Here is a 25356-nt window from a genome sequence, read left to right as displayed (position 1 = left end):
GTTTTTTATTGTTATTTATGCGTTTTATTTGGCTTTTTTTTCGCTGGGTTTCCGTTCCCTTGGCGCTTTCTATTTTGTTCATCTTTTGCTTGTTTTTCATGTAGTGTATCTAAAAATTCATTCGAGTTACTCATTTTTCTATCGCTCCTTTCATTTCGTCCTAATTACTATAACCATTTAGGAGGATAATCATGAGTTAGAAGTTAGGCACTTAATTTTCTTCGATAATGTAAGTAAAATATTCCATACATAACAAATAGCATGAGTAAAACTTGTAACTCTACATTTTCCTTTAAAATAGCTGCGATAGGGTCTGGTAAGTACGGTGATTTATCGTTTGTGCTTAAACCTAACCATTTATTTAAGAGGCTAATGGTACAAAACATAAAAACACCGGACCAGCTTGTCGTAATTGCTTTTTGTTTAATTTTTGTTTCACGTTCATCATCTGTAATCCAGGGATTAGCAGTTTGATCACTACTAAAGAAGCCGTTTATATATCCCCATACAATCATTCCAATAAAGACAATTATCCATTTCATATATGTAATTCTCCTTTCGGTGTAAAAAGTATTTTACATGTAATATTGTAATATTTTACAAATATTAGTGTCAAAAGTTTTTTACATATCGGTTTTTATACAGCAGGAATAAAGAATGCAATAGGGAAGAAATATGTGTGAGGATTTTATAGTAAGAGGAGGCTGAATATGAAAATCGTTTTTGTTCGGCATGGTGAAGGTGAACATACAACGGATTTACCAGAAAGTTTACAAGTGTTTGACCCACCATTGACGAGAGTAGGAAAGGCTCAAGCTAAATTACTTCAATGCAATGTGCCATTGCAAGAGACGGATATATTAATTGCTAGTCCTACACTTAGAACTTTGCAAACGGCGACAATATGGAGTGCGAAAGTTGCTTGTCAAAAACTCGTCCACCCATATGTATCCCCACGTATTTTTCCTTATCGAGAAGGAGCGAAAATATTACCGTGCGATTATATAGTAGATCAGGGAATGATAACAAAGTTATTTCCGCATTTTTCGATAGAGAAAAGCTCAAATAATCAGTTATGGAAGGAAGGTATAAACACTATTTCAGAGAATAGTTTTCAGCAAATAGTAGATAAATTTCTTCTTTGGTGTTATGAACTGGGTGCTGAAAGAATTTGCATTGTATCTCACGATGGAACAATTACAGCATATAGGCAATATTTACAGAAAGTCGTTTTAACTAGATCAGATTTTTTGAAAGAAACGGGCATATATGAAATGGATTTATCCCATAAAATTCTGATTGATAAGGGCTGATTATAGGATGGGGGTTGTATGTTGAATATTGCATTAGTAGTTGGTTTTAATTCGGATTTAGAGGCGCAATCAATCCGAGCATCTCTTGAATATTTTGGTGCAAGGGTTGTGACATATTGGATTGGTAGACCGAAAGATTTTGTGGAAGTTCTTTCTGGAAAGAACTTATTTAACAATATTAATTATATTATTTTTTGCTTTCATGGTGAAGAAGGGAAGTTTGTCATGGAAGAGTTAGGCGAAGAAGTATATGAACAAGATGAACCGAGAGGGTATTTTGGTACAGAAGAAATTTATAAATATGCAAAATTGCATAATACACATATTGTAAATAGCGGGTGTACGTTAGGGGAGCAAAATCTAGCAAAATCTTTTTTACATAGTGGTGCGAAATCATATATTGGATCGATTGATTATGTAGATGGAAATGCAGCACTTATGTTTACTATACGCTTATTTTATGGGGTTATTAACCATGGGAAAACGTTAGAAGAAGCGTTTCAAGAAGCGAGTTTAATTGATGAGGAGACACATACATTTCGATTCTATAATTAGTGTGAAACACGTTTATTCTATATTCGAATAAACGTGTTTCACATTTAACTCACATTTTTTTTACATTTTTTTCAATGAAAATGGTTATCACTTGTGGTATGATATGTTCAAGTTTTTACAGGTAATAAAAGTTACTATATAAACGTTAGTTTTTAATGTTTCATACGCATGTCACAGATTATTCATAATTAACGTTTGAAAAATAAGTAACTAATGTTATTATATTATCTGTAACTAACTTAATTACAACTTTAGGAGGAAGATATGGTTATTCAATTTTTAAGAGAAAACAAAGCAGTTTCTTTTGCATTAGCAGTAATTCGAGTATATCTTGGTTACACATGGTTAATGGCTGGAATAGGTAAACTACAAGGAAAAGGATTCGATGCAACAGGTTATTTGCAAGGGGCAATTGAAAAATCTAAAGGTGCACAACCGGCTGTTCAATCTTGGTGGGCATCATTCTTACAAGAATTTGCAATTCCAAATGTAGATTTGTTTAATACACTTGTAACATGGGGAGAAATTTTAGTCGGAATTGGTTTAATTGTAGGCTGTTTAACAAAAACAGCGGTCTTTTTTGGTCTTGTAATGAACTTTTCCTATATGTTTAGTGGGTCAATTGGTGTGAACCCTGAGATGGTTATCTTATCTATGTTTGTTCTTGTTTCCGGTATGAACGCTGGGAAATTTGGAATGGATGGCTTCGTTATCCCGAAAGTATTAGGATCAAAAACTCCAAAACGCCAAAAGCAAGCTGCTTAATATATGAAAACGGGTATCTCATTTTGAGATACCCGTTTATGTTATTTTTCAACTTTAATCGGATTGTTCTTAAAGAAATCTTTTACATACCCGACAAATTCTTGTGGTTCTTGGCGAAATGGTGCATGATAACCTTTTTCAATAATATGTAAAGTGCTATTTTTTAAGAATTGATGATACGTTTCTCCTTCTTTCCAGGAAACGCTACTATCATTTCTGCCCCATATAATTAAAGTTGGCTGTTTTATTTCATTTGCATTAATTTTAAGACGTCTAGGCCATAATTTCATTTTATTATAATGCTCTTCATCATTACGTTTGAATTTCACTTTGCTTTCATCATAATCTGTAATAGAAGAAACGGCATTTAAATCAGTCGACAATTGTGGTTTTGGTGAGCCTTGTTTATTAACGAATGTATGAGGGCCACCTGTAGCATCAGTTAAAATAAGGTGAGTAACTGCTTCAGGATATAAATATGTTAAATTTAGAGAAATTTCTCCCCCCATGGAATGCCCCAGTATTGCGAATGAATCATACCCTAGTTTTTTCATTAATTTATAATACAAATTTGCATGAGTTGGAAAAGAATAATAAAAATCCATTGGCTTAGATGAGCGCCCGAATCCTAAAGCATCTACAGAAATAATTGTATGATCTTTTGCTAGATCGGAGTAAATCTTTTGAAAACCATCTGATGACCCTCCAAAGCCATGAATCATAAGTAAGGGTGGTTTTTCATTACCAATCTTTTTAAAGTAAATGGTTTGACCATCTATTTCTACCATTTTTTCCTCGGTAGCTAGTTTCGCTGTAATTGTATTTTTAACTTGTTTTACTTGTTCTACTGGCTTTTCTGCTGCACTACATCCTACTAATAGTGTAAGAGTAAGACAACCTACCATAAAATAGCTAAATCGCTTCAATTAGGTGTCTCCTTTCTAACATAACGCTGTATCTATCATAGCAAATAGCATATTACGATTTCCAGGAAGTTGGCTACCATTTTTTATCATAAGAGGTGAAAGGAGCGTTTCTTGGAAATTTTCTGTTTGAAGAAATTGACGAAATGTAAATTGTGAGTGTGGAACATCAATTCGTACTATACCATTCCAACATTCACATATCTTTTTTAATAATTGGATAGCATCTTCTTCTTGCTTGGCGATAAGTGGATTGATACATAATATATTGCCCTTTTGTATGCATAATGAAAAAGCTTCTATACAGTTATTTCTTTCAATTTTAAAAGAGTGTACGGCCCTTGGTAATAGCAAAGAGTAAAGTAGAGAACGATTCATACCAGTTGCAATTTGATCCAGAGAAGTAACAGATATAAGGTCTTCTTCTTGTACTTGTTGTAAGTGAGAAGGGTACGTCTTAATAGTTTGCTTTTCAAAACGATGAATCGTTGTTGCTGTTTGAAATCCGCATGATGTGTATAGAGGTTCGCCAGCTTTTGTCGCAATAAGTGCAATGGGTTGTTTTGGATGAATTTGTTCCAAGCAATGATTTAGCAACATGCGCCCTATTCCGCGTCCTTGAAAATTAGGGTGAACGATTAACATACCAATGGAAGCGAAGTTACTTGTAAAGGGAAATACTCCTCCAGTCGCAATGAGTTTGTTTTCATGAATGTAACCTACAAGTGTGCCGATAGAAAGATACATTTCGAATTGTTTTTTCATAAAAATTTCATCGTGTAACCATCCAACAGATTTGCAAAGATTAAGTAATTCAAAAATAAAAGATTCATTTAGCTTTACTATTTTCATAAAGGCTCACCGCATTTCTATTTATTTTCATAAACATAGAGTCAAAATGTAAAAAAAGAGATTTACGTTAAATGAAATCCAACTTGTTTATATTTAAATTGTAAAGGGCGGAATGATTGATACAAAAAGACAAACTTATACAAATTATAACTGATATTTACATAAGTTAACAAAAAATTTACATACAGCTAATTTTCTCTTAATAGTCTTCCATTAAATTTGATAGTGGGAAATGAATAACCTAATTAGGGGGACAAGACAGTGAAAAAGTTTGTGAAAAAAGCATGGCCATTTGCAGTTGTGGCATCATTAGCAGTTACTTCGGTAGCAACATGGAATTTTACTCGTTCTAGTGAGGTTAATGCAGATGAGAACGGAAGCAATGCAAAGATTAAAAATGTTATCGTATTAATTGGGGATGGTATGGGCCCTTCATATATGACGGCTCACCGTTATATGAAAGATAATCCAAAAACCTTTGAAATGGAATCTACAGAATTTGATAAGCATCTTGTAGGAACACAAAAAACATACCCAGAAGATGAACATGAAAATATTACAGACTCTGCATCGGCAGCAACAGCTATGTCAGCAGGAATTAAAACATATAATGCTGCAATTGCAGTTGATAATGATAAAGCGGAAGTGAAAACAGTTCTTGAGCAAGCGAAAGAAAAAGGGAAATCAACGGGACTCGTTGCAACTTCTGAAATTACACATGCAACACCAGCTGCTTTCGGTGCGCATGACATTAGCCGTAAAAATATGGACGCAATTGCAAATGATTATTTTGATGAGAAAATTAAAGGGAAGCATAAGGTAGATGTTATGCTTGGCGGCGGCGTAAAGAACTTTGTTAGAAAAGATCGTAATCTTACAGAAGAGTTTAAGAAATCTGGTTATAGCTATGTAACGGATCGAGATCAATTGTTAAATGATAAAAATGATCAAATTCTTGGTTTATTTGCACCAGGTGGATTAGATAAAATGATTGACCGCAATGAGAAAACACCTTCATTAGAAGAAATGACTAATGCAGCAATTGAGCGTTTGAACAAAAATAAAAATGGTTTCTTCTTAATGGTGGAAGGAAGTCAAATCGACTGGGCTGGACATGATAATGATATTGTTGGTGCAATGAGTGAAATGGAAGACTTCGAAAAAGCTTTCAAAGCAGCGATTGAGTTTGCGAAAAAAGATAAAAATACGTTAGTTGTTGCAACGGCAGATCACGCTACGGGTGGCTTATCTTTAGGTGCCAATGGCGAGTATAACTTTAAAGTAGATCCAATTAAAGCTGCAAAACGCACACCAGACTTTATGGCAAATGAGATTGCAAAAGGTGCAAATGTAGAAGAAACATTGAAAAAGTATATTGATTTACAATTAACTCCAGAAGAAATTCAAGCTGTAAATGATATAGCTCCGTCAAAAGATGTAACAAAGATTGATAATGCAATTGAAGATATTTTCAATAAGCGCTCGGTTACAGGCTGGACAACAGGTGGACATACAGGGGAAGATGTGAACGTGTATGCATTTGGTCCAGGTAAATACTTGTTCTCTGGCGTTCAAGAGAATACAAATATAGCGAAACGTGTCTTTGATATTGTTGGCGGTGGTGATCCGAATAAAGGAAGACGCTAATTAAGAGCGAAAGTGAGGCGAACTGCCTCGCTTTTCTTTTTAGGAGTTGGAAATATGAAAAAAATATTTGCGAAACTAAGATTCCTTCTAGCATTTGTAGTATTACTAGTTGGATGTCAACAAGAAGAGAATAATGTAGCACAAAAATCTACTACTAAAAAAACTGAGGAAAAGGTACAAATAACAAAAGAAGAAGAGAAATCTATTCAAGATGTTATTCATACATTTGTGCGAACGACCAATGAAAAAAATCTTGCAGAACATATGGAGTTATTTTCAAAGAAGATGCCTAGTGCTGAGGACTTAAAAACACAAAAAGAAGCCGCATTTCAAAAGGGAAATAAGAAAATTGAATTGGAACATATAGATATGAAAGTTAGTAAAGTAGGGTATGTTATTGTTGAAACGAAAGAAAAGGAAGTAGACGACAGTATTACTCTTCAAAAGAAAGTACAGTATGCCCTTGGAAAAGAAGAGGGTAAATGGAAGATTGAAGAGGTTCGAACAATAGAGAAAAAATAACGTGAAACTTTAATAAGTGTGGAGTCGTACTTCCAAAAAATGATATAAAAAAGGTTCTCATTGGCGAGAACCTTTTTTTATAGTGGTAGCATAATTTGATTTGAACATGCCTCAATATCATCAATATCTTGACGAATTGTGGCCATTTTATTATCCAGATCTTCAGCTTTCATTGCTGCATCATGTAGTTCATCTTTTAAATACTCCGGTATTTTTCCTTCATATTTATAATAAAGTTTGTGTTCTAAACTTGCCCAAAAGTCCATTGCCAGTGTACGTAACTGAATTTCTGCAAATACATCTTTTGTACCAGAATTTAGTGACAAAGGGTATTTAATGATCATGTGTAAACTTTTATATCCGTTTCGTTTTGGGTTAGCGATATAATCTTTTACTTCTATGACTTCCATATCCTCGCGTTTTTGAATGACTTCTTTCAAATGATAGATATCTTCTACGAAGCAACATGTAATACGAATACCAATAATATCTTGTAAATGTGTTTGAGCATTTTCAACTGTTGGTAATAAGCTTTTGCGCTCTAGTTTTTTAATAATACTTTCAGGTTGTTTTAGTCTTGTTTTTATATGTTCAAACGGGTTGTAATCCTCTAGAAATTGAGCTTCCCGGTTCATAATTTCAAATTTAGTTTTTAACTCTTCTAAAGCAAATGTATATGGTAATACAAAAGCTTTCCAGTAGTTAACTGTTGATTGATTATATTCCATTTATATACACACCTTTTCCTATTTGCAAGTGAGGTCGTTATTATACTAAATACCAAATCATATAAGCGCAAGCAGCAAATGATGAGATCATAAAGCGATATTTAGTTTTCATACTTTCAACTCCTTTCGAGTAAGATTTTATATAAATAAACGTGATTGTTAATAAGTTCACTATGTACAGTTTCTATAGTAATAGATTCGTGTGAATTTCGTATGAACTAATTGTTTCAGCTTTTTGTCTTTTTTGCTGTTAATCATAATTATTATTCGGATTTAAAGTGTTTTTATTTGATTTATCTATTTGTATAAATTAATGTATATTTAAATTTACAGTTATCGAGGAGGATATATGGTGAACTTTGAAGAATTAGCAATTGCTAGACGTTCTGCAATGAAATTTATACAAGGTATAGAAATCCCTGATGAGGATTTTAAAAAAATATTTGAGTTAACTAAGCTTTCTCCATCTTGCTATAATTTGCAGCACACACATTATGTTGTAATTCGTGATCAAGAGCGAAAAGAAAGATTAAAAGAATTAGCTTTCGGTCAATATAAAGTATCGAGTGCATCAGCGGTAGTGCTCGTTTGTGGTGATAAAAAAGCATACCAAAATGTTGAAAATATTTACTTCGGTATGAAAGTTTTAAAAATGATTGATGAATGTGAATATGAAGATACAATTAGGCAAACGAAAGGTTTATATGAAGGAAAAGGAGAGCGTTTCATGGAGGATGAAGCGATTAGAAATGCTTCGTTAAGCGCGATGACTTTTATGTACGCAGCTAAATATTATGGCTATGATACATGTCCAATGATTGGTTTCGATGAAAAAGCAGTACAAAGTGAATTGAATATGCCGGAGCATATAGTACCTGTTTTAATGATTACGATAGGAAAAAGTGATACGACTAAAACTCGCCCACGAGGATATCGAAAGCCGATTAGTGAGTTTGTTACATACGAATCGTTTTAATAAAGTGAAACTTTTAATCAGTGGGGGTCTTACTGCCCGTTAATGCGGGAGAAGATTTATTTAACTATAAAAACAAGGGGATTCTAAATGGAATCTTCTTGTTTTTGCAATTGACAAATAGAATGAAGTTTTATAATATATAAATCGTAATCATTACGTTTTAGTTGCGATCTTTGAAAGAAAGGAGAAATAAATATGCGTGTAAATATTACGTTAGCTTGTACGGAGTGCGGCGATCGTAATTATATTTCTAAAAAAAATAAACGAAACAATCCAGAACGCATCGAACTAAAAAAATATTGTCCACGGTTAAAGCGAGTAACGTTACATCGTGAAACGAAGTAGAAGACTAGAGATATCTCTAGTCTTTTTTGTTAATAAATTTTAGTTTTCTTTGTTATAATTACCTTAAATTGTAAGGTTGAGGAGGGGAATAATGAATCAAAAAGATAAAGAGAGAAAAGAGCGAGTGGCTCATATTATTGATATTCCAGGTGATTATAGGCTTGTTGTAGATGATCAAGAAGGGGTTGATGACCCGTATCATTTATTGTGGTGGGCACATAAAGATGATGAGGAGAAACAGATACAAATTACATTAAATAGACATACTGGTAATTTAATTGAATTTAGGATAGATGATGAAAATCCTTTTTCAAGTGGCAAGGAAGCGATAGAGGAGAAGAAGGCAAGAGAGATTGCAAATGCGTTCTTGAAAAAATATACAAAAGAAGGATATGAATTCTATACATATGTAACGGTTAAGGACGACAGGCGCGGTTGGAAAGAAGTAAATTATATGCAAGAAGTGAATAGCTATCCATTGCCGAATACAGGGTGCGTTGTGCGAGTGCACTCTTCAGGTAATGTTGTGCATTTTCATTACAATGGACAAAAAGCTATAGAGAAAAAACCGTTATGGCCAAGTGAAATTGTTGAGGAGAATATCGTTTTAGAAAATTTGAAAGCTAGACAAGATATGAGACTTGTATTTATAGATTTAACATACTCTTCATGTGAGTATGAAAGCGGGGAAGAAGTAAAAGGGTACCATCTTGTATATGAACCAGAGCCTAGTCATGCGTTTATTGATGCAAGTACAGGTAAAGATTTATTTGGACCAGATCATTATAAATTACCTTCGGCTGTAGCTGTTGAAAAATCGAAAAAAGGTAACGAACGAGGTGACGTATTCGAATTATTTGACTGGAATAAAGAAGGTTTTACAAAAGTAGATGAGACAGAAAATGATGATGAAATAAGGATGAAATTTGTTCCGAAAGAGGAATTACAAAAACAGAAAGAAGAAAAGGATCCATATTTAATGAATGAATTCTTTAAAAAGCATTTACCGATGTTGAAATATAATAATTTAGTTAGCGTTAAAATTGATAAATTAACCAATGAATTAACTGGTTTTATAAAACTGACAGATGATCAAGAAGTAAAGCAAATACTGTCTAGAGAGGAATGTTTACAAAAAGCACTTCAATTTTTAGAACGAGTTATTCCAGATATCACACAATATCTGCGTCTTTGGGAGGAACGTGAAGAAGCAGAAGATGGGATTGAAAGATTTATCTTTTCTGTATATATAAATGATATTCCGGCAGAGTATAACCAATTTATGATTAACATCAATGCAGAAAATGGTGCTGTTATGCACTACTCGGGGGAGTCTAGCAACTTTATAAAAGAATTGCTCACATATGAAATAACACCAAAAGTAACTAAAGAAAAAGCGTTAGAAATATACAGAGAGGCTATCCGAGTTAAATTAGAATGGTTTTTAGATCATGATGCAGAGGAAACGAAATACAAACTACTTTACAAACAAACGACAGATGAAACACATAAAGAACCTTTTAATTATAGGCGGGAAATTCGTTATATTGATGCCCAAGCGGGGAGAAAGATTTGGAGTAAGTAAAATAAAAAGAGTTATTTTTCAAAGAAAATAACTCTTTTTATTTTTATACTTTGCCTGTTCGTTTTTCAAAAGTAAATGTGATAGGAAGATTGGAATGAGAACTATCACTTTTAAATATTACTTTCCATTCTTTAGTATGGGCTTTAATTTCAAAATTAAGAAGATTCATCGCTCTACGTTTATCTATTTCTAAAAACATATTATGAATTTCTGGTTCTTGCTGTAAATTAAGAGCCTTTAGTGTGACTGTAAATGTGAAAAAATTCTGCCCTTCATATACTATTTTTGATATTTTTGTTTTTTGTTTATTTAACAGCATATAAAAACGGTCTGATGGAGTTAATTGTACAGAGTCATCAGTAATTTCATTTTCGCTATTATGAAGTTCAACTAAGTAAGATGTACTATGGGAAGAATCTTTTTTGCTTGTAATCTGTAATTCAGTAGGAATCATCGGTATTTCATAAAAATCATTTCTTATTATGTTGTTGTAATCCTCTGAAAATTTACGAACTTCTTTTGGAAAAGAGTCTTCTTGTGTACTTAAAAAAGTTTTGTTTTGCTTTGGAATTTTTTTACTAAAATTTAATGTTTCTTTAAAGTAATAATTGGATCCAGTTAAAAATAAACAACTACAGATTAATAAAAAAATTCGATACGGATTTTGAAAGTGAAAGAATAATAGTATACATGTAATAATTCCAATTACATAGAAAATAAAGATAAGTAGTTCTAGTTTTGAGTGAAAGGAGAAACCATAGTTATGAAAAAATTTTATTCCAGTTATAATTTGAGCTCCAAAAAATAAAGAAATTCCAAATTGAAAAAATAATAAATCAGGCCCTCTTTTAATAACAAAAGTAATGAACGAAATGAAAAGTAAAAATACCCCTAAATAAATTGTTACATTTAATAATCGTTCTAATGTAATCATGAATAGTGTCCCCTTTAATAGCATATTCATATATAAATAACAATTTTATTTAATTATAATATAACGATAAAATATTTTAAATGTTAGAAGTGTTGAGTTTTATAAATAAACTGTACAGACACAAACAACCTCACGCCCACATACACATAATAAAGACCACTATTTTGGCGGAGGTGAAAGGTTTGAGTCTATTCGCCGCAATTGGATATATGGTTCGAGAAGTGTTTGTCTTTGTTTCTTATGTGAAGAACAATGCGTTCCCGCAGCCGTTATCATCAGATGATGAGAGAAAGTACTTAGAGTTAATGGAGCAAGGTGATGCTCAAGCGAGAAATCTTTTAATTGAACATAATTTACGGCTTGTAGCTCATATCGTTAAAAAATTTGAGAACACAGGAGAAGATGCAGAAGATTTAATTTCAATTGGTACGATCGGGCTCATTAAAGCGATTGAGAGCTATTCTGCAGGAAAGGGAACGAAGCTTGCGACGTATGCAGCACGCTGTATTGAAAATGAAATTTTGATGCATTTACGTGTACTAAAGAAAACGAAAAAAGATGTTTCACTTCATGATCCGATCGGGCAAGATAAAGAGGGCAATGAAATATCGCTTATTGATATATTAAAATCAGAGTCTGAAGATGTAATTGATATGATTCAACTTAGTATGGAGTTAGAAAAAATTAAAGAGTATATCGATATTTTAGACGAAAGAGAAAAAGAAGTGATTGTGAAACGTTTTGGACTTGGGCTAGATAAGGAGAAAACACAGCGGGAAATCGCTAAGGCGCTTGGTATTTCTAGAAGCTACGTATCACGGATTGAAAAGCGTGCTTTAATGAAAATGTTCCACGAGTTTGTAAGGGCAGAGAAAGAGAAAAAAGCGAAAGAGTAAAGTGTATTAGAAGCAGCCATATTTAAAATGGGCTGCTTTTCTTATTGTAAATAAGAAAAGAAAACGCGTTATGCTAAGAAGAAATACATGTTCACTGTTGAAAATGACGGATTCTATCTGTAATATTAGAAGGTGCTAAATAATTTAAGAATAATACCATACTTAGTTTTCTGTATATATAATAAGGCTGCTTTATATGATATGTGGGAATAAGAACCAATTTTACATATGATATAGAAAGAAAAGAAGGGAAAACTAAAGTTATAGACTGATTAGGGGGTTTCGCAATTTGCGACGTACATTATATCGACTTATGATAGAACTTACAAATGGTCGCTTTACTTCTTATATATTACGTAAATTTGCACAATCTCGTTTGAGCTCTATCATTATTCCATCGTACGCGAAAGTTTTTCAAATTAATCAAGATGAGATGGAAAAGGGTTTGAAGGAATATAGAACATTGCATGAATTATTTACGCGTAAGCTAAAAGAAGGAAAGCGTAGTATTGATACAGATGCATCGAGTATCGTTAGTCCTGTTGATGGTGTTTTTGCAGATCATGGTCCTATTGAGGATACAAAAACATTTGATATTAAAGGAAAGCGCTATTCAATCGTGGATATGCTAGGTAATGAAGAACGTGCAACGCGATATGCAGGCGGTACATATATGGTAATTTATTTGAGTCCAAGTCATTATCATCGCATTCATAGTCCGCTTTCTGGTTCTGTGACTGAAAGATTTGTACTCGGTAGAAAATCATATCCGGTAAATGCAGCTGGTATGGAATACGGGAAAGAACCACTGTCAAAAAATTATCGTTCTGTTACAGAAGTAAGCAGTGATGGCGAGCATATGGCTCTTGTAAAAGTAGGTGCTATGTTTGTTAATAGTATTGAGCTTTTGCATGAGAGAGACACTGTTCAAAAAGGTGAAGAAATGGCATACTTTACATTTGGTTCAACAGTTGTGTTATTGTTTGAAAAAGATATGATAGAAGTAGTGCAGGAATTAAAGAGTGGACAAGAGCTTCGTCTTGGTGAAAAAATAGCTACTCGCTTAGCTCATAAATAAAGAAAAGCTTTTATAACCGTAAGTAAGAGTTATGGGCAAAGATACTTAATGATGAAATCCCCTAGATGGGAGTACTTGTTTATTCGAGAGCCATCGTAGGATGGCTCTTTTTACAGGGCATCTAATAATTTATCCTTTAACTGTTTGATTGGTAAGGGCTGATTAAACTTTCACTTTATATGTAATCAAGATGATTTGACAAGCTTGTCCTCTAATGAGCGTCTAATGATTTCTTGTTTTATAAGTAAAATGAAGTCGGGATTTAATTTTAGTTCTTTTGCTTTATAATAAGACTCAGTGAGTAACTCAGTGGATAACTGTTCCATATGTTTTGTTTTCAAGGTGAGTCACCTCCTAATAATATAAGGATTGATTCGTTGATGCATTTAATGTACCAAAAAAATATGACAGTCACAAACGAGTGGTTATCCACATACCTAGGTGGATAAAGTGTGTATAGTTTGTTAGTAAATTCCAAATTAACTGCAAAATTAATGTGGAAAATGTGTACAATTTTATCCACAGGTTATATATCGAAAAATGTTGTCGAAAAATTTTATGAAAAATCCTCAAAGAGGTGAAAGAAATTGAAACTATTTTTACCAAATGAATATGTGAAAAATGTATATCATGTTCAACCAGAAGATTTAAAAAAACGTGGGATTAAAGGCGTTATTACTGACTTAGATAACACTTTAATTGAATGGGATCGTCCCAATGCAACGCCGCAACTTGAAAAATGGTTCTTGGAAATGAAAGAGCAAGGCATTCAAGTAACGGTCGTTTCAAATAATAATGAGCAACGTGTGAAAGATTTTGCTGATCCATTAGGTATTCCATTTATTCATAGTGCACGTAAACCATTTGTTCGCGCATTTAAGCGTGCGATACAAGAGATGCGTTTGCAGCCAGATGAAGTTGTAGTAATTGGAGATCAGTTACTGACTGACGTGCTTGGTGGAAACCGAGTAGGCCTTCATACAATTTTAGTTGTACCGGTAGCACAAACGGACGGATTAGTAACGCGCTTTAATCGAAAAATTGAACGAAGAATTATGAAAAATATGAAGAAAAAAGGTTTAATTAACTGGGAGGAATAAAGTTTGACTGAAACAATTAAATGTATTGGTTGCGGTGTAGAAATTCAAACAGAAAATAAAAACGAAGTGGGGTATGCTCCTGCCTCATCTTTAGAGAAAGAACAAGTCATTTGTCAACGTTGTTTTCGCTTGAAGCATTACAATGAAATTCAAGATGTATCGTTAACAGATGATGACTTCCTACGCATTTTAAATGGAATTGGAAAATCAGATGCATTAGTAGTCAAAATTGTAGATATTTTTGATTTTAATGGTAGCTGGTTACCTGGCTTACATCGTTTCGTAGGGAATAATAAAGTATTACTTGTTGGAAATAAAGCTGATTTAATTCCAAAGTCAGTAAAACATGATAAAGTAAAACATTGGATGCGCTATAGTGCAAAGCAGCTAGGATTAAAACCAGAAGATGTCTTTTTAATTAGTGCAGCGAAGGGACAAGGAATTGCTGAACTAGCAGATGCTATTGAGTATTATCGCGGCGGCAAAGATGTTTATGTTGTTGGATGTACGAATGTAGGGAAATCGACATTTATTAATCGTATGATTAAAGAATTTAGTGATGAGACTGAAAATGTAATTACAACATCTCATTTCCCAGGAACAACACTGGATTTAATTGATATTCCATTGGACGAAGAGTCTTCTTTATATGATACGCCAGGTATTATTAACCACCACCAAATGGCTCATTATGTTGGAAAGCAAAGCTTAAAGCTTATTACACCAACAAAAGAAATTAAGCCGATGGTATTCCAATTAAATGAAGAACAAACGTTATTCTTTAGTGGATTGGCACGTTTTGATTATGTAAGTGGTGGTCGTCGTGCATTTACTTGTCACTTCTCGAATCGCTTAACAATCCATCGTACAAAGCTTGAGAAAGCAGATGAATTATATAAAAATCATGCCGGGGATTTATTAAGCCCACCAACGCCAGAAGAATTAGCAAATATGCCTGAGCTAGTGAAATACGAATTTAATATTCGTGAACCTAAAACGGATGTTGTATTCTCTGGATTAGGATGGGTTACTGTGAACGAACCAGGAGCAAAAATTGTTGCACACGTACCAAAAGGAGTAAGTGTTTCACTACGTAAATCTTTAATTTAATATGGAGAGGGATTTATGAAACAATTATATGGTGTAATCGGAAATCCAATTGGACATTCATTATCACCCGTTATGCATAACGATGCATTTGAACACTTGAATATGGATGCCCATTATCATGCGTTCCTTGTTGAAGAGGAATTGCTAGGGGAAGCAGTAAGAGGTTTAAAAGCATTAGGTATTTCAGGATTTAATGTAACAACTCCGCACAAGGTTGCTATTATGGAGTATTTGGATGAGATTGACCCATTGGCAAGGAAAATCGGTGCAGTAAATACAGTGGTTCATAAGGATGGAAGATTAATTGGCTATAACACAGACGGGATTGGTTTTGTTCGAGCGCTACAGTCAATTAGTAATGAACCACTTCAAGGGAAACGTATTTTGTTACTTGGTTCAGGTGGTGCTAGCCGAGCTATTTATTTTTCTCTTGCTGATGTAGGTGTAAAAGAGATTGATGTAGCCAATCGTACAGTAGATAAGGCAAAGGAACTTATTGCTGCACGTACGGCCGATGTTAATTCTGTTGCTTTGTCATTAGAAAAAGCGACAGAAGAACAAGGAAATTATGATATTATCATTCAGACGACAACGATAGGTATGCATCCACACGTAGAACATACGCCATTACAAATTTGTTCGTTAAAAAAAGGAACGATTGTATCAGATATAATTTATAATCCATTTGAAACGAAAATTTTATGTGAGGCAAAAGAGCAAGGTGCAATCATTCAAAATGGTATTGATATGTTTGTTTATCAAGGAGCACTTGCATTTGAAATGTGGACAGGACGCACGCCAAATATCGAGAGAATGAAACAATTAGTTATAGAAAAGCTTGGAGGCTAACATATATGTTAACAGGAAAACAAAAAAGATTTTTACGTGCACAAGCACATCATTTAACACCAATTTTTCAAGTAGGAAAAGGCGGAGTAAATGAAAATATGATTAAACAAATCGCAGATACTTTAGAAGCTCGTGAGTTATTTAAAGTAAGTGTATTACAAAACTGTGAATTTGATCGCCGTGAGGTTGCGGAAGAACTTGCAAAAGGTGCACGTGCTGAAATCGTTCAAGTAATTGGAAGCACAATCGTTTTATACAAAGAATCAAGAGAAAATAAACAAATTAAGCTTCCTCGATAAAAAGACTAGCATGCGCTATTTTTATCGTTTATGCGTAATGATGTAGAGAGCGAAACCAATTGAACTTTTATTAATAGCAACTCTCTTCATTCCTAACCGAGGAGAGTTGCTGTATGTAAAAGGAAGGGGCGTTTCTTTTGAGAAAAATTGGCATCATTGGCGGTACATTTGATCCGCCTCACTATGGACATTTGCTAATTGCAAATGAAGTATATCACGCTTTGAACTTGGAAGAAGTATGGTTCTTGCCAAACCAGATTCCGCCACATAAACAAGGGCGGAATATTACAAGTGTAGAAAGTCGTTTACATATGTTAGAGCTCGCGACTGAGGCAGAAGAGCACTTTTCTATTTGTTTAGAAGAGCTAAGTAGGAAGGGCCCATCTTATACGTATGACACTATGTTACAATTGACGAAGAAGTATCCGGATGTGCAGTTTCACTTTATTATTGGTGGGGATATGGTTGAGTATTTACCGAAGTGGTATAACATTGAAGCTTTACTTAATCTTGTAACGTTTGTTGGAGTTGCAAGACCTGGGTATACATTGCATACACCATATAAGATTACTACAGTGGAAATTCCGGAATTTGCAGTTTCTTCATCCTTATTACGTGAGAGATATAAGGAGAAGAAAACGTGTAAATATTTACTTCCCGAAAAAGTACAGGTATATATCGAGAGGAATGGGTTGTATGAATCGTGAGAATGCACTGCATATTGTCAAACAACAAATGCATGAAAAACGTTATATACACACAATTGGTGTAATGGAGACAGCGATTGAGCTTGCTAAGTTATACGGTGTGGACGAAAAAAAAGCAGAGATGGCAGCTATATTCCATGATTATGCGAAATGTAGAGCAATTTCAGAGATGGAAGAGATTATTAAACGTGAAGATTTGCCGAAAGATTTACTTTGCTATAACAAAGAGTTATGGCATGCACCTGTTGGGGCATACTTAGTAGAAAAAGAAGTAGGCATTACGGATTCTGAAATTTTGCAAGCTATTACATATCATACAAGTGGTCATGAGAATATGACGATGTTAGATAAAGTGATTTATGTAGCTGATTACATTGAACCTGGGCGAAAGTTTCCAGGAGTGGAAGAGGCTCGTAAACTCGCATATACGGATATAAATCAAGCTTTATTATTTGCGTTAAAGAGAACAATTCAATTTTTAATGGAAAAAGATCAGACGATTTATCCATTAACATTCCAAACATACAATGCAGTTATCAAGGAGGAAATGAGTAAATGAACGATAAAGATTTATTAGTATTAGCGGCAAAAGCAGCTGATGATAAGAGAGCAGAAGATATGGTTGTCCTAAATATGCAAGGTATTTCACCAATTGCAGATTATTTCATTATTTGTCACGGGAATTCAGACAAACAAGTGCAAGCAATTGCACGTGAAATTAAATCAAAAGCACATGAGTTCCAAATCGACGTACAACGTATGGAAGGGTTTGACGAAGCACGTTGGGTATTAGTTGATCTTGGAGATGTAGTTGCTCATGTATTCCATAAAGATGAGCGTAATCACTATAATTTAGAGCGTCTATGGGGCGATGTGCCACGTGAAGATATTACAGAAGAGTTAGGCCAATGAAATACGAACAATTTGCATTGTTGTACGACGAACTAATGAATGATGTCCCTTATGATAAATGGGTGGAATTTACAGAGGAAAGTTTACAGCAGGCAGATATGAAAGAGGCAAAAATTCTTGATGTAGCATGCGGTACAGGTAATGTAACCCTGCCGCTTGTGCAAAAGGGTTACGATTTAATAGGTGTCGATCTTTCAGAAGAAATGTTAACAGTCGCTCAGCAAAAACTAGGAGGAGAGGGATACTTTATTCCTTTTTATCAACAAGACATGCGAGAGCTTGATGTTCCAGGTGAGTTTGATTGTGTAACCATCTTTTGTGATTCATTAAATTATGTATTGCAAGAAGATGGAGTACAAGAAACATTTAGAAGAGTATTTCATCATTTACGTCAAGATGGTTTGTTTTTATTTGATGTACATTCTTTATATAAAATACATCATGTATTTCAAAATGAAACGTATACAGTGAATGGAGAAGAAATATCTCTTATTTGGAATTGCTTCCCTGGTGAAGAATCAAATAGTGTAGAGCATGATTTAACATTCTTTGTTCAAGATCCGGAAGAAGATGTGTACCATCGGTTTGACGAATGTCACGTGCAACGTGCATATCAAGTGGAAGAGTTAACGAAATGGCTTGAAGAAGCAGGTTTTACAGTGCTTCGTGTAACAGGTGATTTTGAGCGACTTGAAGTTACAGAACAAACAGAGCGTATTTTCTTCATGGCGAAGAAAAACGGATAAAACAAAAGCAACCGAGAAGGTTGCTTTTGTTTTATAAAGAAAATGTATTTTTAGTTCTAGCATAATCTGAAGATTGTATGCGTAAAGTGTGGGAATAGTAGTTGACGTGAAAATGTATTGTAAAAAAGTAAGTATTTATAAAAAGGATTTGGAATGAAAATGACGTATTTATTATGTGTGTTTATTGAATTGCTGATCAACGTATTCTAAATCTTCATCAAATTTTTCATGTGTTCGCTCGATTAACTTATGGAACATATCTCCAACGTGTTCTTCTAAAACCCGAATGCCTTCCCCAGTAACGCCGCCTTTCACGCAAACCTTTTCTTGTAAGGTAGGTAATGTGAAGATTTCTTTTTCAAGTAATTTCCCCATCCCCACGACCATTTCACTTACTAAAGTAGTAGCCTCTTCGTGTGTAATATTTGTTTTATCTACAGCAGCGTTAATGAAGCATTGTAGTAAATAACTAAAGAAAGCAGGACCGCAACTTGCTATATCAGATGAAACGCGCGTTATATCTTCTTTTATTACAAGAGGTGTAGAAATGTTTTTGAATAGACGAAGTAGTTTTTGTTGCCATTCTTCAGAGCAATTATCTCCAAATGTAAATAGTGAGGCGCCAGAGAGAGCGCGATTTGTGATACTTGGAATGATACGTGCGACGTGGCAAGGTACGAGAGTCTCTAATTGTGATGGAGATATTGGACTTGTAATAGAAACTAAGCACGTTTCATCAGAAAAATGTTCAGCGTATTTTTTTAGGATAGGGTATATATCTATCGGCTTAACACAAATAAAAATAAGTTGTGATTGTTCGATTACTTCCGGGATTGTTTTTGCTATCTGAACAGAAGGGTATTTTTCTTTTATATGATATGCTTTTGCAGGCGTCCGATTAATGATTGTAAGGCAAGAAGGTTTGACAGCACGGGTTTCTAAAAATGCATCGATTAGTATATTTCCCATGTTTCCTGTCCCTATAATTCCTATGTTCAAAGTTTCATCCCTCCTTCGTAACAGCTTTCTCCTAAACAATATGAATGATGTTATAAATTTATGATTAGAGGTGTAAAATGATGTGGGATTTTCCGAAAAAGTGGTTAGGTTTAGTAGCTATTATTGGAACTTTACTTTTTCTTGTTTTTTGGAAAACGAATCAGAGTGTAGAACGAACGCCTATTACAATGAATGTACAAGAGAAGGAGATAGAAAAAAAGGGTAAACCGAAAATATCGGATACAAAGGAACAGAAAAGAACAATTATAATTGATGTGAAAGGAGCGGTCAGTAAAGAAGGGGTATATGAAATGAAGGAAGGAGATCGCGTAAAGGATGCGGTTCAAAAGGCTGGTGGTTTTTTATCAGAAGTAGATATGAAAAAAGTGAATTTAGCACAAATTGTACAAGATCAAATGCTTCTTTATATACCGAGTAAAAATGAGTCAGAACAAGGGTGCTTACTTCTTCTAAGGAAGATGGTAAGATTCGAATAAATACAGCGGCGAAAGAACAACTAGAAAAAATTACAGGGATTGGCTCTCGAAAGGCAGAAAGTATTTTGAAATATCGAGAAGAACATGGTCCGTTTCAGAAAATAGAAGATTTATTAGAGATTGATGGGATTGGTGCGAAGTCTCTTGAAAAGATAAAAGATCAAATTATTATTCCGTAAAAGATTGACGAAGTTTTTCTTCTTTCGCTACACTACAAGTAGACAAAAAAGTAGGTGAAAAATATGGAACGAATTTCATGGGATCAATATTTTATGACGCAAAGCCATCTACTATCTTTGCGTAGTACATGTACAAGGCTTGCGGTAGGAGCGACGATCGTTCGCGATAAACGAATTATTGCTGGTGGGTATAATGGTTCAATTAAAGGTGGCGTACATTGTATAGATGATGGTTGTTACGTAATCGATAATCATTGTGTTCGGACAATTCATGCCGAAATGAATGCTTTATTACAATGTGCCAAGTTTGGTGCGAAAACAGAGGAAGCAGAAATTTACGTTACGCATTTCCCTTGTTTACAATGTTGTAAGGCAATTATTCAAAGTGGTATTACAGCGGTTTATTATGCGCAGGATTATAAAAATCATCCATACGCCATAGAGTTATTTGAACAAGCGAACGTAACAGTGAAGCACGTTCCGCTAGAATATGATATTGCTGCATTAGAGGAGCAAAAACGTTATACAGAGTTGAAAGAATTATTTGCGTCTTTAGAAAAAGATAATTTATCAATGGAAGAATTACAGCATGTATTCACGAAAGCAAAAATGATGCTATAAGGAGTGAGTATAAGTTGCAGGAACAATGGGGGTATGTTGCAATCTCATTTATAATAGGGGTTGCAATTGCCTTTTCCTCGTCACTTTTATTGATAGTTTTTTGCCTCTTTTTAAATGTTTTCTTCTGTTTATATCGCACTTCGCGTAAAACCTTCATTTTTTGTATTGTAGCGTGCTTTAGGAGCGCCATGTACACTTCCTATGTTCAAACGTGGAATAAGCCTCTAGGGGAGTCCTATGGAGTTACAAGAGGGGTTATACAAAATGCACCGCTTGTTAATGGGGATCGCCTATCTTTTCAATTTGAAGATCAGAATAAAAATATAGTGCAGTTAAGTTATAGAATCAAATCAGTCTTGGAAAAGAAAAAAATGCAACAATTATACGCAGGGATATCATGTGTATTCGAGGGTGAGAGGAAAGAACCGGAAACAGCTCGGAATTTTCATGGTTTTAATTACCGTGATTATTTATACAAACAACATATTCATTTCACATTTGAGGCTACATATATTTCTGAATGCTATAAAACATCACTGTCGCTCACGCAATGGATTCTTCTTTTGAGGCAACAAGCAATCTCGAAAGTTACAGAAATGTTTCCAGAGCAATCAGGTGCTTTTATGAATGCATTACTATTTGGTGATAGACAACAAATGACGTTTGAAGTGGAAGAGCAATATCAACAATTTGGTCTTGTACATTTGTTAGCAATTTCAGGTTCGCACATTGTAATGTTAATGGTGATAGTATATTTTATTTTGCTAAGAAGCGGTGTGACAAGGGAGGTAGCAACAATTTGCCTTATCGTTTGTATTCCTTTGTATATGGTTTTAGCAGGGGCGTCACCCTCTGTTATAAGAGCTTCTATAACAGGAGTTTTGATGTTGATTGCTTTTATGTGCTCGATTCGTTTATCTAGTTTAGATGCTTTAAGTGTAACAGCTATATGCATGCTTATATATGACCCTTATCTTGTTTTTAATATTGGATTTCAGTTTTCTTTTGTAGGTAGCTTCGCTTTACTTTTGTCTGCTCCGTTATTGTTAGAGAGTAGCAACGGAATAATCCGAAATTCTATTTATATTTCTATCATTTCACAGCTCGTTAGTACTCCGATTTTGTTATATCACTTTGGTTATTTTTCTCCATATAGCATTCTCCTCAATCTCTTATACGTTCCGTTTTTATCTATCATTGTATTACCATGTAGCATTATTATTTTACTGTGTATGCCAATTGTCCCGTTTCTCGCAAAAGGATTTGCCGATGTATTATCAATAGGCTTGAGTATGTCTAATGATTTTCTAAGTTATTGTGAAAGTTTACCATTTACCCAGCTTATCTTCGGGGAAACGCCCTTCAATCTTGTAGCTGTATATTGCGCCAGTATTGTCAGTATATTGATGGTTTGGGAACGGAGAGCGCCGAAAAAAATAGTTTGTATAGTTGCGAGTGTATTTCTTTTTATTAGCACATGTCATTATATATATCCATATTTTAGAGGCAGCGGAAGTGTAACATTTATTGATGTTGGACAAGGTGATGCAATATTAATTCGCCTTCCGTATGATAAAGGGATTTATCTTATTGATACAGGTGGAACGCTTCGTGTAAATAAGGAAGAATGGCAACAAAAAAAGCATGAATTTTCTGTTGGAAATGATGTTTTAATACCCTTTTTACAAAAAGAAGGTATTAAAACAATTGATAAATTAATCGTAACGCATGGAGATGCAGATCATATAGGTGCTGCGCAAGAATTATTATCATATATACCTGTAAAAGAAGTGGTATTTGGCCGAAAGGGAAAAGATGCAGTATTAGAAAAAGTAGTCAAGAAACGGGCATTAGAAAAGGAAATGAAAATAACTGAAGTGGGGGAAGGGGAGGGTTGGAGTGTAAATGAAGCGGAATTTTTCGTTTTAGCTCCAAAAGGAAAAGAAAAAAGCGAAAATAACGCTTCAATTGTAATATGGGCAAAATTTGGAGGGTTGAAGTGGCTATTTACAGGCGATTTGGAAGAAGAAGGGGAAAAGATTTTAGTAGAGGTATATCCAGATTTACAAGTGGATGTTTTAAAAGTTGCTCATCATGGGAGTAATACGTCATCTATAGAGCCTTTTTTGAACGTCATACAGCCTCGTGTAGCGATTATATCTGTTGGTAAGCAGAATAGGTATGGACACCCGCATAAAGAAGTGATAGAGCGTTTTGAGAAGATGGGGAGTGCGATATGGCGCACGGACAAGCAAGGTGCTATTTCCTATGTTTTTAAAGGGGAAAATGGAACCTTTAAAAGTAAAATCACATATGATAAAACACATAATAGATGAAAAAGAGAAGACTGCCATGAAGTGGCAGTCTTTAAGAACCGATAAATTTAATAACAGTTGCAATGATGAAAAGTGTTGCGAAAAAACCAAATGAGACGATAAATCCTACCCCTGAATCAATAGCGTCATTGCGTTTACTTTGAACGTTTTGTTCAAAATTATTCATTTAGAATCCCTCCCCAACATTCCACTTTAGTATAAAATATTGTCAGAAAAAAATCTACAATTTCCATATGAAGAGAAAACGAGCTTTTTTGTTACTTGTAAATCATGAAGTAATGTGAGTTTTTCGTTTCCAAGCATGTTAACAGTTGGCACTTATACTCAAATTTTTATTGCGAATAATAAAGGGAAGGTGATTACCGCACACCAATAAGAAACCCGGGGCTTATTGCGTGGCGTTTAATATAAATAAAGGGACGGGTTATAAAGCCTGTTCCTTTGTACTTGTAAAACAAAAGCTAGGGCATTAGTATAAATATATATTGCCAAGTTAGGGAGTAGGAAAAAGTATGAGTGATATACATAAAAAAATTAAAAAGAAACAGTTTGCTCCGTTATATTTAATATATGGAACGGAAGCTTTTTTTATAAATGAAACGATAAAGCTTATTACGACAGAAGCACTTGAAGAAGAAGATCGAGAGTTTAATGTTGTGACATACGATTTAGAAGAAGCGTATTTAGAAGATGTGGTTGAGGATGCGCGTACGCTTCCTTTCTTCGGAGAACGAAAAGTACTGTTAATAAAATCACCGCTATTTTTGACTTCGCAAAAAGAAAAGTTAGAGCAAAATATAAAAATTTTAGAAGAATACATTGGTGAACCTTCTCCATTTTCTATTCTTGTTTTTGTTGCGCCTTACGAAAAACTTGATGAGCGAAAAAAAATTACAAAACTATTAAAGAAAACAGCAGATGTAGTAGAAGCGAATGCGATGCAAGTACAGGATGTTCAGAAGTGGATTGTTGCTCGTGCAGATGAAGTGCATGTGCATATTGATAACGCGGCTGTTAGTTTGTTGCTAGAGCTTGTGGGAAGTAATGTAACGATGTTGGCGAAGGAAATGGACAAGTTAACGTTATACGTTGGTATGGGCGGAGAGATTACGACGAAACTTGTTGCAGAGCTTGTGCCAAAATCAGTTGAGCAAAATGTATTTGCTTTGACAGAAAAAGTGGTGAAAAAAGATATTGCAGGTGCAATGCAAATTTTGGATGGATTATTTACGCAGCAGGAAGAGCCGATTAAATTACTTGCGTTATTAGTGAGTCAATTCCGCTTGTTGTATCAAGTGAAAGAGCTACAGCAACGTGGTTATGGCCAAAATCAAATTGCGTCTCATATTGGTGTACATCCGTATCGTGTAAAGTTAGCAATGAATCAAACGAAGTTTTTCTCTTTTGAAGAATTAAAAAAAGTGATTATAGAATTAGCGGAAGCTGATTATAGTATGAAGACGGGAAAGATGGATAAGAAGCTTGTGCTCGAATTTTTCTTAATGCGATTAAATCATATGTGATGACACAAAAAAGTTCATGTACTTAGTGCATGAACTTTTTTGTATATAAAAAAACGATCCAAATGGATCGTTTTTTAAACGCCTTACGCGTTTACTTGTTTCGCTAAGCGAGATTTTTGACGAGCTGCAGCGTTTTGGTGGATAAGACCTTTACGAGCTGCTTTGTCAAGTTTTTTAGAAGCAGTTTTGAAAGCTTCTTTAGCATTTTCAAGATCGTTATTAGTAACTAAAGCTTCTACAGTTTTAACAGCAGAACGCATGTCAGACTTGATAGAAGCGTTATGTGCACGACGCTCTTCGCTAAGTTTAGCGCGTTTGATAGCAGATTTGATGTTTGCCATACTTTTCACCTCCCTGGT

The 25356-nt window shown here is 34.4% G+C and carries 31 protein-coding genes and 1 pseudogene; 22 read left to right on the top strand and 10 right to left on the bottom strand.

Going from position 1 to position 25356, the window contains the following annotated elements; all coding sequences use genetic code 11:
- Positions 1 to 11: 11 nt before the first annotated feature.
- The gene (locus GBN78_RS02980; RefSeq protein ID WP_000071866.1) at positions 12 to 134 is read right to left on the bottom strand and encodes a DUF4023 domain-containing protein; all 123 of its coding nucleotides are present in this window, start codon (positions 132 to 134) and stop codon (positions 12 to 14) included.
- Between the two features lie 69 nt (positions 135 to 203).
- Entirely contained in the window at positions 204 to 542 is a 339-nt protein-coding gene (locus GBN78_RS02975) for a phosphoglycerate mutase (RefSeq protein ID WP_097918782.1), read from the bottom strand.
- 168 nt (positions 543 to 710) lie between these two features.
- Here GBN78_RS02975 and GBN78_RS02970 point away from each other — a divergent pair, with 168 nt between their 5' ends.
- The 3 genes from GBN78_RS02970 to GBN78_RS02960 all read left to right on the top strand — a co-directional run bounded on the left by GBN78_RS02970 (position 711) and on the right by GBN78_RS02960 (position 2633).
- Positions 711 to 1313, top strand: a complete 603-nt coding sequence (locus GBN78_RS02970) for a histidine phosphatase family protein (RefSeq protein ID WP_097918783.1) — start codon at positions 711 to 713, stop codon at positions 1311 to 1313.
- 18 nt (positions 1314 to 1331) lie between these two features.
- Positions 1332 to 1868 (top strand): hypothetical protein, encoded by a 537-nt coding sequence (locus tag GBN78_RS02965; RefSeq protein ID WP_000931929.1) that lies wholly within the window; start codon positions 1332 to 1334, stop codon positions 1866 to 1868.
- Positions 1869 to 2132: 264 nt separating this feature from the next.
- A complete protein-coding gene (locus GBN78_RS02960) occupies positions 2133 to 2633 on the top strand; it encodes a DoxX family protein (protein WP_000236592.1) in 501 nt (166 codons plus the stop codon).
- Positions 2634 to 2674: 41 nt separating this feature from the next.
- Here the strand turns inward: GBN78_RS02960 and GBN78_RS02955 are convergent, their stop codons facing one another.
- Together GBN78_RS02955 and GBN78_RS02950 are read right to left on the bottom strand one after the other, a co-directional pair.
- Positions 2675 to 3559 carry an alpha/beta fold hydrolase gene (locus GBN78_RS02955; protein ID WP_000819810.1) on the bottom strand — a complete coding sequence of 295 codons (885 nt, stop codon included), beginning with the start codon at positions 3557 to 3559 and terminating at the stop codon, positions 2675 to 2677.
- Between the two features lie 15 nt (positions 3560 to 3574).
- Positions 3575 to 4408, bottom strand: a complete 834-nt coding sequence (locus tag GBN78_RS02950; protein ID WP_000706696.1) for a GNAT family N-acetyltransferase — start codon at positions 4406 to 4408, stop codon at positions 3575 to 3577.
- Between the two features lie 261 nt (positions 4409 to 4669).
- Here GBN78_RS02950 and GBN78_RS02945 point away from each other — a divergent pair, with 261 nt between their 5' ends.
- Positions 4670 to 6055, top strand: coding sequence for an alkaline phosphatase (locus GBN78_RS02945; RefSeq protein WP_000714912.1), 1386 nt, complete (start codon positions 4670 to 4672; stop codon positions 6053 to 6055).
- Between the two features lie 54 nt (positions 6056 to 6109).
- Positions 6110 to 6577 carry a hypothetical protein gene (locus GBN78_RS02940; protein WP_000717906.1) on the top strand — a complete coding sequence of 156 codons (468 nt, stop codon included), beginning with the start codon at positions 6110 to 6112 and terminating at the stop codon, positions 6575 to 6577.
- 77 nt (positions 6578 to 6654) lie between these two features.
- Here GBN78_RS02940 and GBN78_RS02935 read toward each other — a convergent pair whose 3' ends face one another.
- The gene (locus GBN78_RS02935) at positions 6655 to 7305 is read right to left on the bottom strand and encodes a GTP pyrophosphokinase (protein WP_000456230.1); all 651 of its coding nucleotides are present in this window, start codon (positions 7303 to 7305) and stop codon (positions 6655 to 6657) included.
- A 349-nt stretch (positions 7306 to 7654) separates the two neighbouring features.
- On the opposite strand from GBN78_RS02935, the gene GBN78_RS02930 reads away from it, so the two are divergent.
- The 3 genes from GBN78_RS02930 to GBN78_RS02920 all read left to right on the top strand — a co-directional run bounded on the left by GBN78_RS02930 (position 7655) and on the right by GBN78_RS02920 (position 10211).
- On the top strand, positions 7655 to 8281 hold the full coding sequence (locus tag GBN78_RS02930) for a nitroreductase family protein (protein WP_000245978.1): 627 nt from the start codon (positions 7655 to 7657) through the stop codon (positions 8279 to 8281).
- A 195-nt stretch (positions 8282 to 8476) separates the two neighbouring features.
- Complete coding sequence (rpmG, locus tag GBN78_RS02925; protein ID WP_001265617.1) at positions 8477 to 8626, top strand: 50S ribosomal protein L33; 150 nt, start codon at positions 8477 to 8479, stop codon at positions 8624 to 8626.
- 91 nt (positions 8627 to 8717) lie between these two features.
- Entirely contained in the window at positions 8718 to 10211 is a 1494-nt protein-coding gene (locus tag GBN78_RS02920; protein ID WP_152126925.1) for a YcdB/YcdC domain-containing protein, read from the top strand.
- Positions 10212 to 10254: 43 nt separating this feature from the next.
- Here GBN78_RS02920 and GBN78_RS02915 read toward each other — a convergent pair whose 3' ends face one another.
- Positions 10255 to 11175 carry a hypothetical protein gene (locus tag GBN78_RS02915; protein WP_080473651.1) on the bottom strand — a complete coding sequence of 307 codons (921 nt, stop codon included), beginning with the start codon at positions 11173 to 11175 and terminating at the stop codon, positions 10255 to 10257.
- Between the two features lie 152 nt (positions 11176 to 11327).
- On the opposite strand from GBN78_RS02915, the gene sigK reads away from it, so the two are divergent.
- Together sigK and GBN78_RS02905 are read left to right on the top strand one after the other, a co-directional pair.
- Entirely contained in the window at positions 11328 to 12041 is a 714-nt protein-coding gene (sigK, locus tag GBN78_RS02910) for an RNA polymerase sporulation sigma factor SigK (protein WP_000051382.1), read from the top strand.
- A 289-nt stretch (positions 12042 to 12330) separates the two neighbouring features.
- Positions 12331 to 13119 carry a phosphatidylserine decarboxylase gene (locus GBN78_RS02905; RefSeq protein WP_001255000.1) on the top strand — a complete coding sequence of 263 codons (789 nt, stop codon included), beginning with the start codon at positions 12331 to 12333 and terminating at the stop codon, positions 13117 to 13119.
- Between the two features lie 185 nt (positions 13120 to 13304).
- Here the strand turns inward: GBN78_RS02905 and sda are convergent, their stop codons facing one another.
- Complete coding sequence (gene sda / locus GBN78_RS02900; RefSeq protein ID WP_000850094.1) at positions 13305 to 13460, bottom strand: sporulation histidine kinase inhibitor Sda; 156 nt, start codon at positions 13458 to 13460, stop codon at positions 13305 to 13307.
- Between the two features lie 246 nt (positions 13461 to 13706).
- On the opposite strand from sda, the gene GBN78_RS02895 reads away from it, so the two are divergent.
- From GBN78_RS02895 to GBN78_RS02860, 8 genes are all read left to right on the top strand, one after another.
- Positions 13707 to 14219: a YqeG family HAD IIIA-type phosphatase gene (locus GBN78_RS02895; RefSeq protein WP_000765314.1), complete on the top strand. Its 513-nt coding sequence runs from the start codon at positions 13707 to 13709 to the stop codon at positions 14217 to 14219.
- A gap of 3 nt (positions 14220 to 14222) precedes the next feature.
- Positions 14223 to 15329 carry a ribosome biogenesis GTPase YqeH gene (gene yqeH, locus GBN78_RS02890; RefSeq protein ID WP_000140799.1) on the top strand — a complete coding sequence of 369 codons (1107 nt, stop codon included), beginning with the start codon at positions 14223 to 14225 and terminating at the stop codon, positions 15327 to 15329.
- Positions 15330 to 15344: 15 nt separating this feature from the next.
- Positions 15345 to 16178, top strand: a complete 834-nt coding sequence (gene aroE, locus GBN78_RS02885; RefSeq protein ID WP_000812076.1) for a shikimate dehydrogenase — start codon at positions 15345 to 15347, stop codon at positions 16176 to 16178.
- A gap of 5 nt (positions 16179 to 16183) precedes the next feature.
- Positions 16184 to 16477 (top strand): ribosome assembly RNA-binding protein YhbY, encoded by a 294-nt coding sequence (gene yhbY / locus GBN78_RS02880; RefSeq protein WP_000955224.1) that lies wholly within the window; start codon positions 16184 to 16186, stop codon positions 16475 to 16477.
- Positions 16478 to 16614: 137 nt separating this feature from the next.
- The gene (nadD, locus tag GBN78_RS02875; protein WP_001226048.1) at positions 16615 to 17184 is read left to right on the top strand and encodes a nicotinate-nucleotide adenylyltransferase; all 570 of its coding nucleotides are present in this window, start codon (positions 16615 to 16617) and stop codon (positions 17182 to 17184) included.
- A complete protein-coding gene (yqeK, locus tag GBN78_RS02870; RefSeq protein ID WP_001078477.1) occupies positions 17174 to 17743 on the top strand; it encodes a bis(5'-nucleosyl)-tetraphosphatase (symmetrical) YqeK in 570 nt (189 codons plus the stop codon). The genes nadD and yqeK overlap by 11 nt, the downstream gene beginning before the upstream one ends.
- Entirely contained in the window at positions 17740 to 18096 is a 357-nt protein-coding gene (gene rsfS, locus GBN78_RS02865) for a ribosome silencing factor (RefSeq protein ID WP_000998173.1), read from the top strand. Before yqeK ends, rsfS begins: the two co-directional genes overlap by 4 nt.
- Positions 18093 to 18842, top strand: coding sequence for a class I SAM-dependent methyltransferase (locus GBN78_RS02860; RefSeq protein WP_000873069.1), 750 nt, complete (start codon positions 18093 to 18095; stop codon positions 18840 to 18842). Before rsfS ends, GBN78_RS02860 begins: the two co-directional genes overlap by 4 nt.
- A 171-nt stretch (positions 18843 to 19013) precedes the next feature.
- Here the strand turns inward: GBN78_RS02860 and comER are convergent, their stop codons facing one another.
- Positions 19014 to 19841 carry a late competence protein ComER gene (comER, locus tag GBN78_RS02855; protein WP_152126923.1) on the bottom strand — a complete coding sequence of 276 codons (828 nt, stop codon included), beginning with the start codon at positions 19839 to 19841 and terminating at the stop codon, positions 19014 to 19016.
- Positions 19842 to 19918: 77 nt separating this feature from the next.
- Between comER and GBN78_RS02850 the strand changes: the two are divergent.
- From GBN78_RS02850 to GBN78_RS02840, 3 genes and pseudogenes are all read left to right on the top strand, one after another.
- Positions 19919 to 20517: pseudogene (locus GBN78_RS02850) on the top strand (helix-hairpin-helix domain-containing protein).
- A 63-nt stretch (positions 20518 to 20580) separates the two neighbouring features.
- On the top strand, positions 20581 to 21138 hold the full coding sequence (locus tag GBN78_RS02845; protein ID WP_000439773.1) for a ComE operon protein 2: 558 nt from the start codon (positions 20581 to 20583) through the stop codon (positions 21136 to 21138).
- Positions 21139 to 21152: 14 nt separating this feature from the next.
- Positions 21153 to 23474, top strand: coding sequence for a DNA internalization-related competence protein ComEC/Rec2 (locus GBN78_RS02840; RefSeq protein WP_152126921.1), 2322 nt, complete (start codon positions 21153 to 21155; stop codon positions 23472 to 23474).
- A gap of 31 nt (positions 23475 to 23505) precedes the next feature.
- Here GBN78_RS02840 and GBN78_RS02835 read toward each other — a convergent pair whose 3' ends face one another.
- Positions 23506 to 23640, bottom strand: coding sequence for a YqzM family protein (locus GBN78_RS02835; RefSeq protein ID WP_001058627.1), 135 nt, complete (start codon positions 23638 to 23640; stop codon positions 23506 to 23508).
- Positions 23641 to 23986: 346 nt separating this feature from the next.
- On the opposite strand from GBN78_RS02835, the gene holA reads away from it, so the two are divergent.
- Positions 23987 to 24997 carry a DNA polymerase III subunit delta gene (holA, locus tag GBN78_RS02830; RefSeq protein WP_001279908.1) on the top strand — a complete coding sequence of 337 codons (1011 nt, stop codon included), beginning with the start codon at positions 23987 to 23989 and terminating at the stop codon, positions 24995 to 24997.
- Positions 24998 to 25080: 83 nt separating this feature from the next.
- On the opposite strand, the gene rpsT is transcribed toward holA, so the two are convergent.
- Positions 25081 to 25338 carry a 30S ribosomal protein S20 gene (gene rpsT, locus GBN78_RS02825; RefSeq protein WP_001274011.1) on the bottom strand — a complete coding sequence of 86 codons (258 nt, stop codon included), beginning with the start codon at positions 25336 to 25338 and terminating at the stop codon, positions 25081 to 25083.
- Between the last annotated feature and the right edge of the window lie 18 nt (positions 25339 to 25356).

The organism is Bacillus sp. B2-WWTP-C-10-Post-4 (genome assembly GCF_009183805.1).
GTDB classification, from domain to species: domain Bacteria; phylum Bacillota; class Bacilli; order Bacillales; family Bacillaceae_G; genus Bacillus_A; species Bacillus_A cereus.
Note: the sequence above shows the minus strand (reverse complement) of the source record. Positions and strands in the feature narration are given on the sequence as shown.

Bases quoted from the DNA above. Each gene is read 5' to 3' on its own strand.
- GBN78_RS02980 (WP_000071866.1), bottom strand. From the start codon at position 134: ATGAGTAACTCGAATGAATTTTTAGATACACTACATGAAAAACAAGCA.
- GBN78_RS02975 (WP_097918782.1), bottom strand. From the start codon at position 542: ATGAAATGGATAATTGTCTTTATTGGAATGATTGTATGGGGATATATA.
- GBN78_RS02970 (WP_097918783.1), top strand. From the start codon at position 711: ATGAAAATCGTTTTTGTTCGGCATGGTGAAGGTGAACATACAACGGAT.
- GBN78_RS02965 (WP_000931929.1), top strand. From the start codon at position 1,332: ATGTTGAATATTGCATTAGTAGTTGGTTTTAATTCGGATTTAGAGGCG.
- GBN78_RS02960 (WP_000236592.1), top strand. From the start codon at position 2,133: ATGGTTATTCAATTTTTAAGAGAAAACAAAGCAGTTTCTTTTGCATTA.
- GBN78_RS02950 (WP_000706696.1), bottom strand. From the start codon at position 4,408: ATGAAAATAGTAAAGCTAAATGAATCTTTTATTTTTGAATTACTTAAT.
- GBN78_RS02940 (WP_000717906.1), top strand. From the start codon at position 6,110: ATGAAAAAAATATTTGCGAAACTAAGATTCCTTCTAGCATTTGTAGTA.
- GBN78_RS02935 (WP_000456230.1), bottom strand. From the start codon at position 7,305: ATGGAATATAATCAATCAACAGTTAACTACTGGAAAGCTTTTGTATTA.
- GBN78_RS02930 (WP_000245978.1), top strand. From the start codon at position 7,655: ATGGTGAACTTTGAAGAATTAGCAATTGCTAGACGTTCTGCAATGAAA.
- rpmG (WP_001265617.1), top strand. From the start codon at position 8,477: ATGCGTGTAAATATTACGTTAGCTTGTACGGAGTGCGGCGATCGTAAT.
- GBN78_RS02920 (WP_152126925.1), top strand. From the start codon at position 8,718: ATGAATCAAAAAGATAAAGAGAGAAAAGAGCGAGTGGCTCATATTATT.
- GBN78_RS02915 (WP_080473651.1), bottom strand. From the start codon at position 11,175: ATGAATATGCTATTAAAGGGGACACTATTCATGATTACATTAGAACGA.
- aroE (WP_000812076.1), top strand. From the start codon at position 15,345: ATGAAACAATTATATGGTGTAATCGGAAATCCAATTGGACATTCATTA.
- yhbY (WP_000955224.1), top strand. From the start codon at position 16,184: ATGTTAACAGGAAAACAAAAAAGATTTTTACGTGCACAAGCACATCAT.
- yqeK (WP_001078477.1), top strand. From the start codon at position 17,174: ATGAATCGTGAGAATGCACTGCATATTGTCAAACAACAAATGCATGAA.
- rsfS (WP_000998173.1), top strand. From the start codon at position 17,740: ATGAACGATAAAGATTTATTAGTATTAGCGGCAAAAGCAGCTGATGAT.
- GBN78_RS02860 (WP_000873069.1), top strand. From the start codon at position 18,093: ATGAAATACGAACAATTTGCATTGTTGTACGACGAACTAATGAATGAT.
- GBN78_RS02845 (WP_000439773.1), top strand. From the start codon at position 20,581: ATGGAACGAATTTCATGGGATCAATATTTTATGACGCAAAGCCATCTA.
- GBN78_RS02835 (WP_001058627.1), bottom strand. From the start codon at position 23,640: ATGAATAATTTTGAACAAAACGTTCAAAGTAAACGCAATGACGCTATT.
- holA (WP_001279908.1), top strand. From the start codon at position 23,987: ATGAGTGATATACATAAAAAAATTAAAAAGAAACAGTTTGCTCCGTTA.
- rpsT (WP_001274011.1), bottom strand. From the start codon at position 25,338: ATGGCAAACATCAAATCTGCTATCAAACGCGCTAAACTTAGCGAAGAG.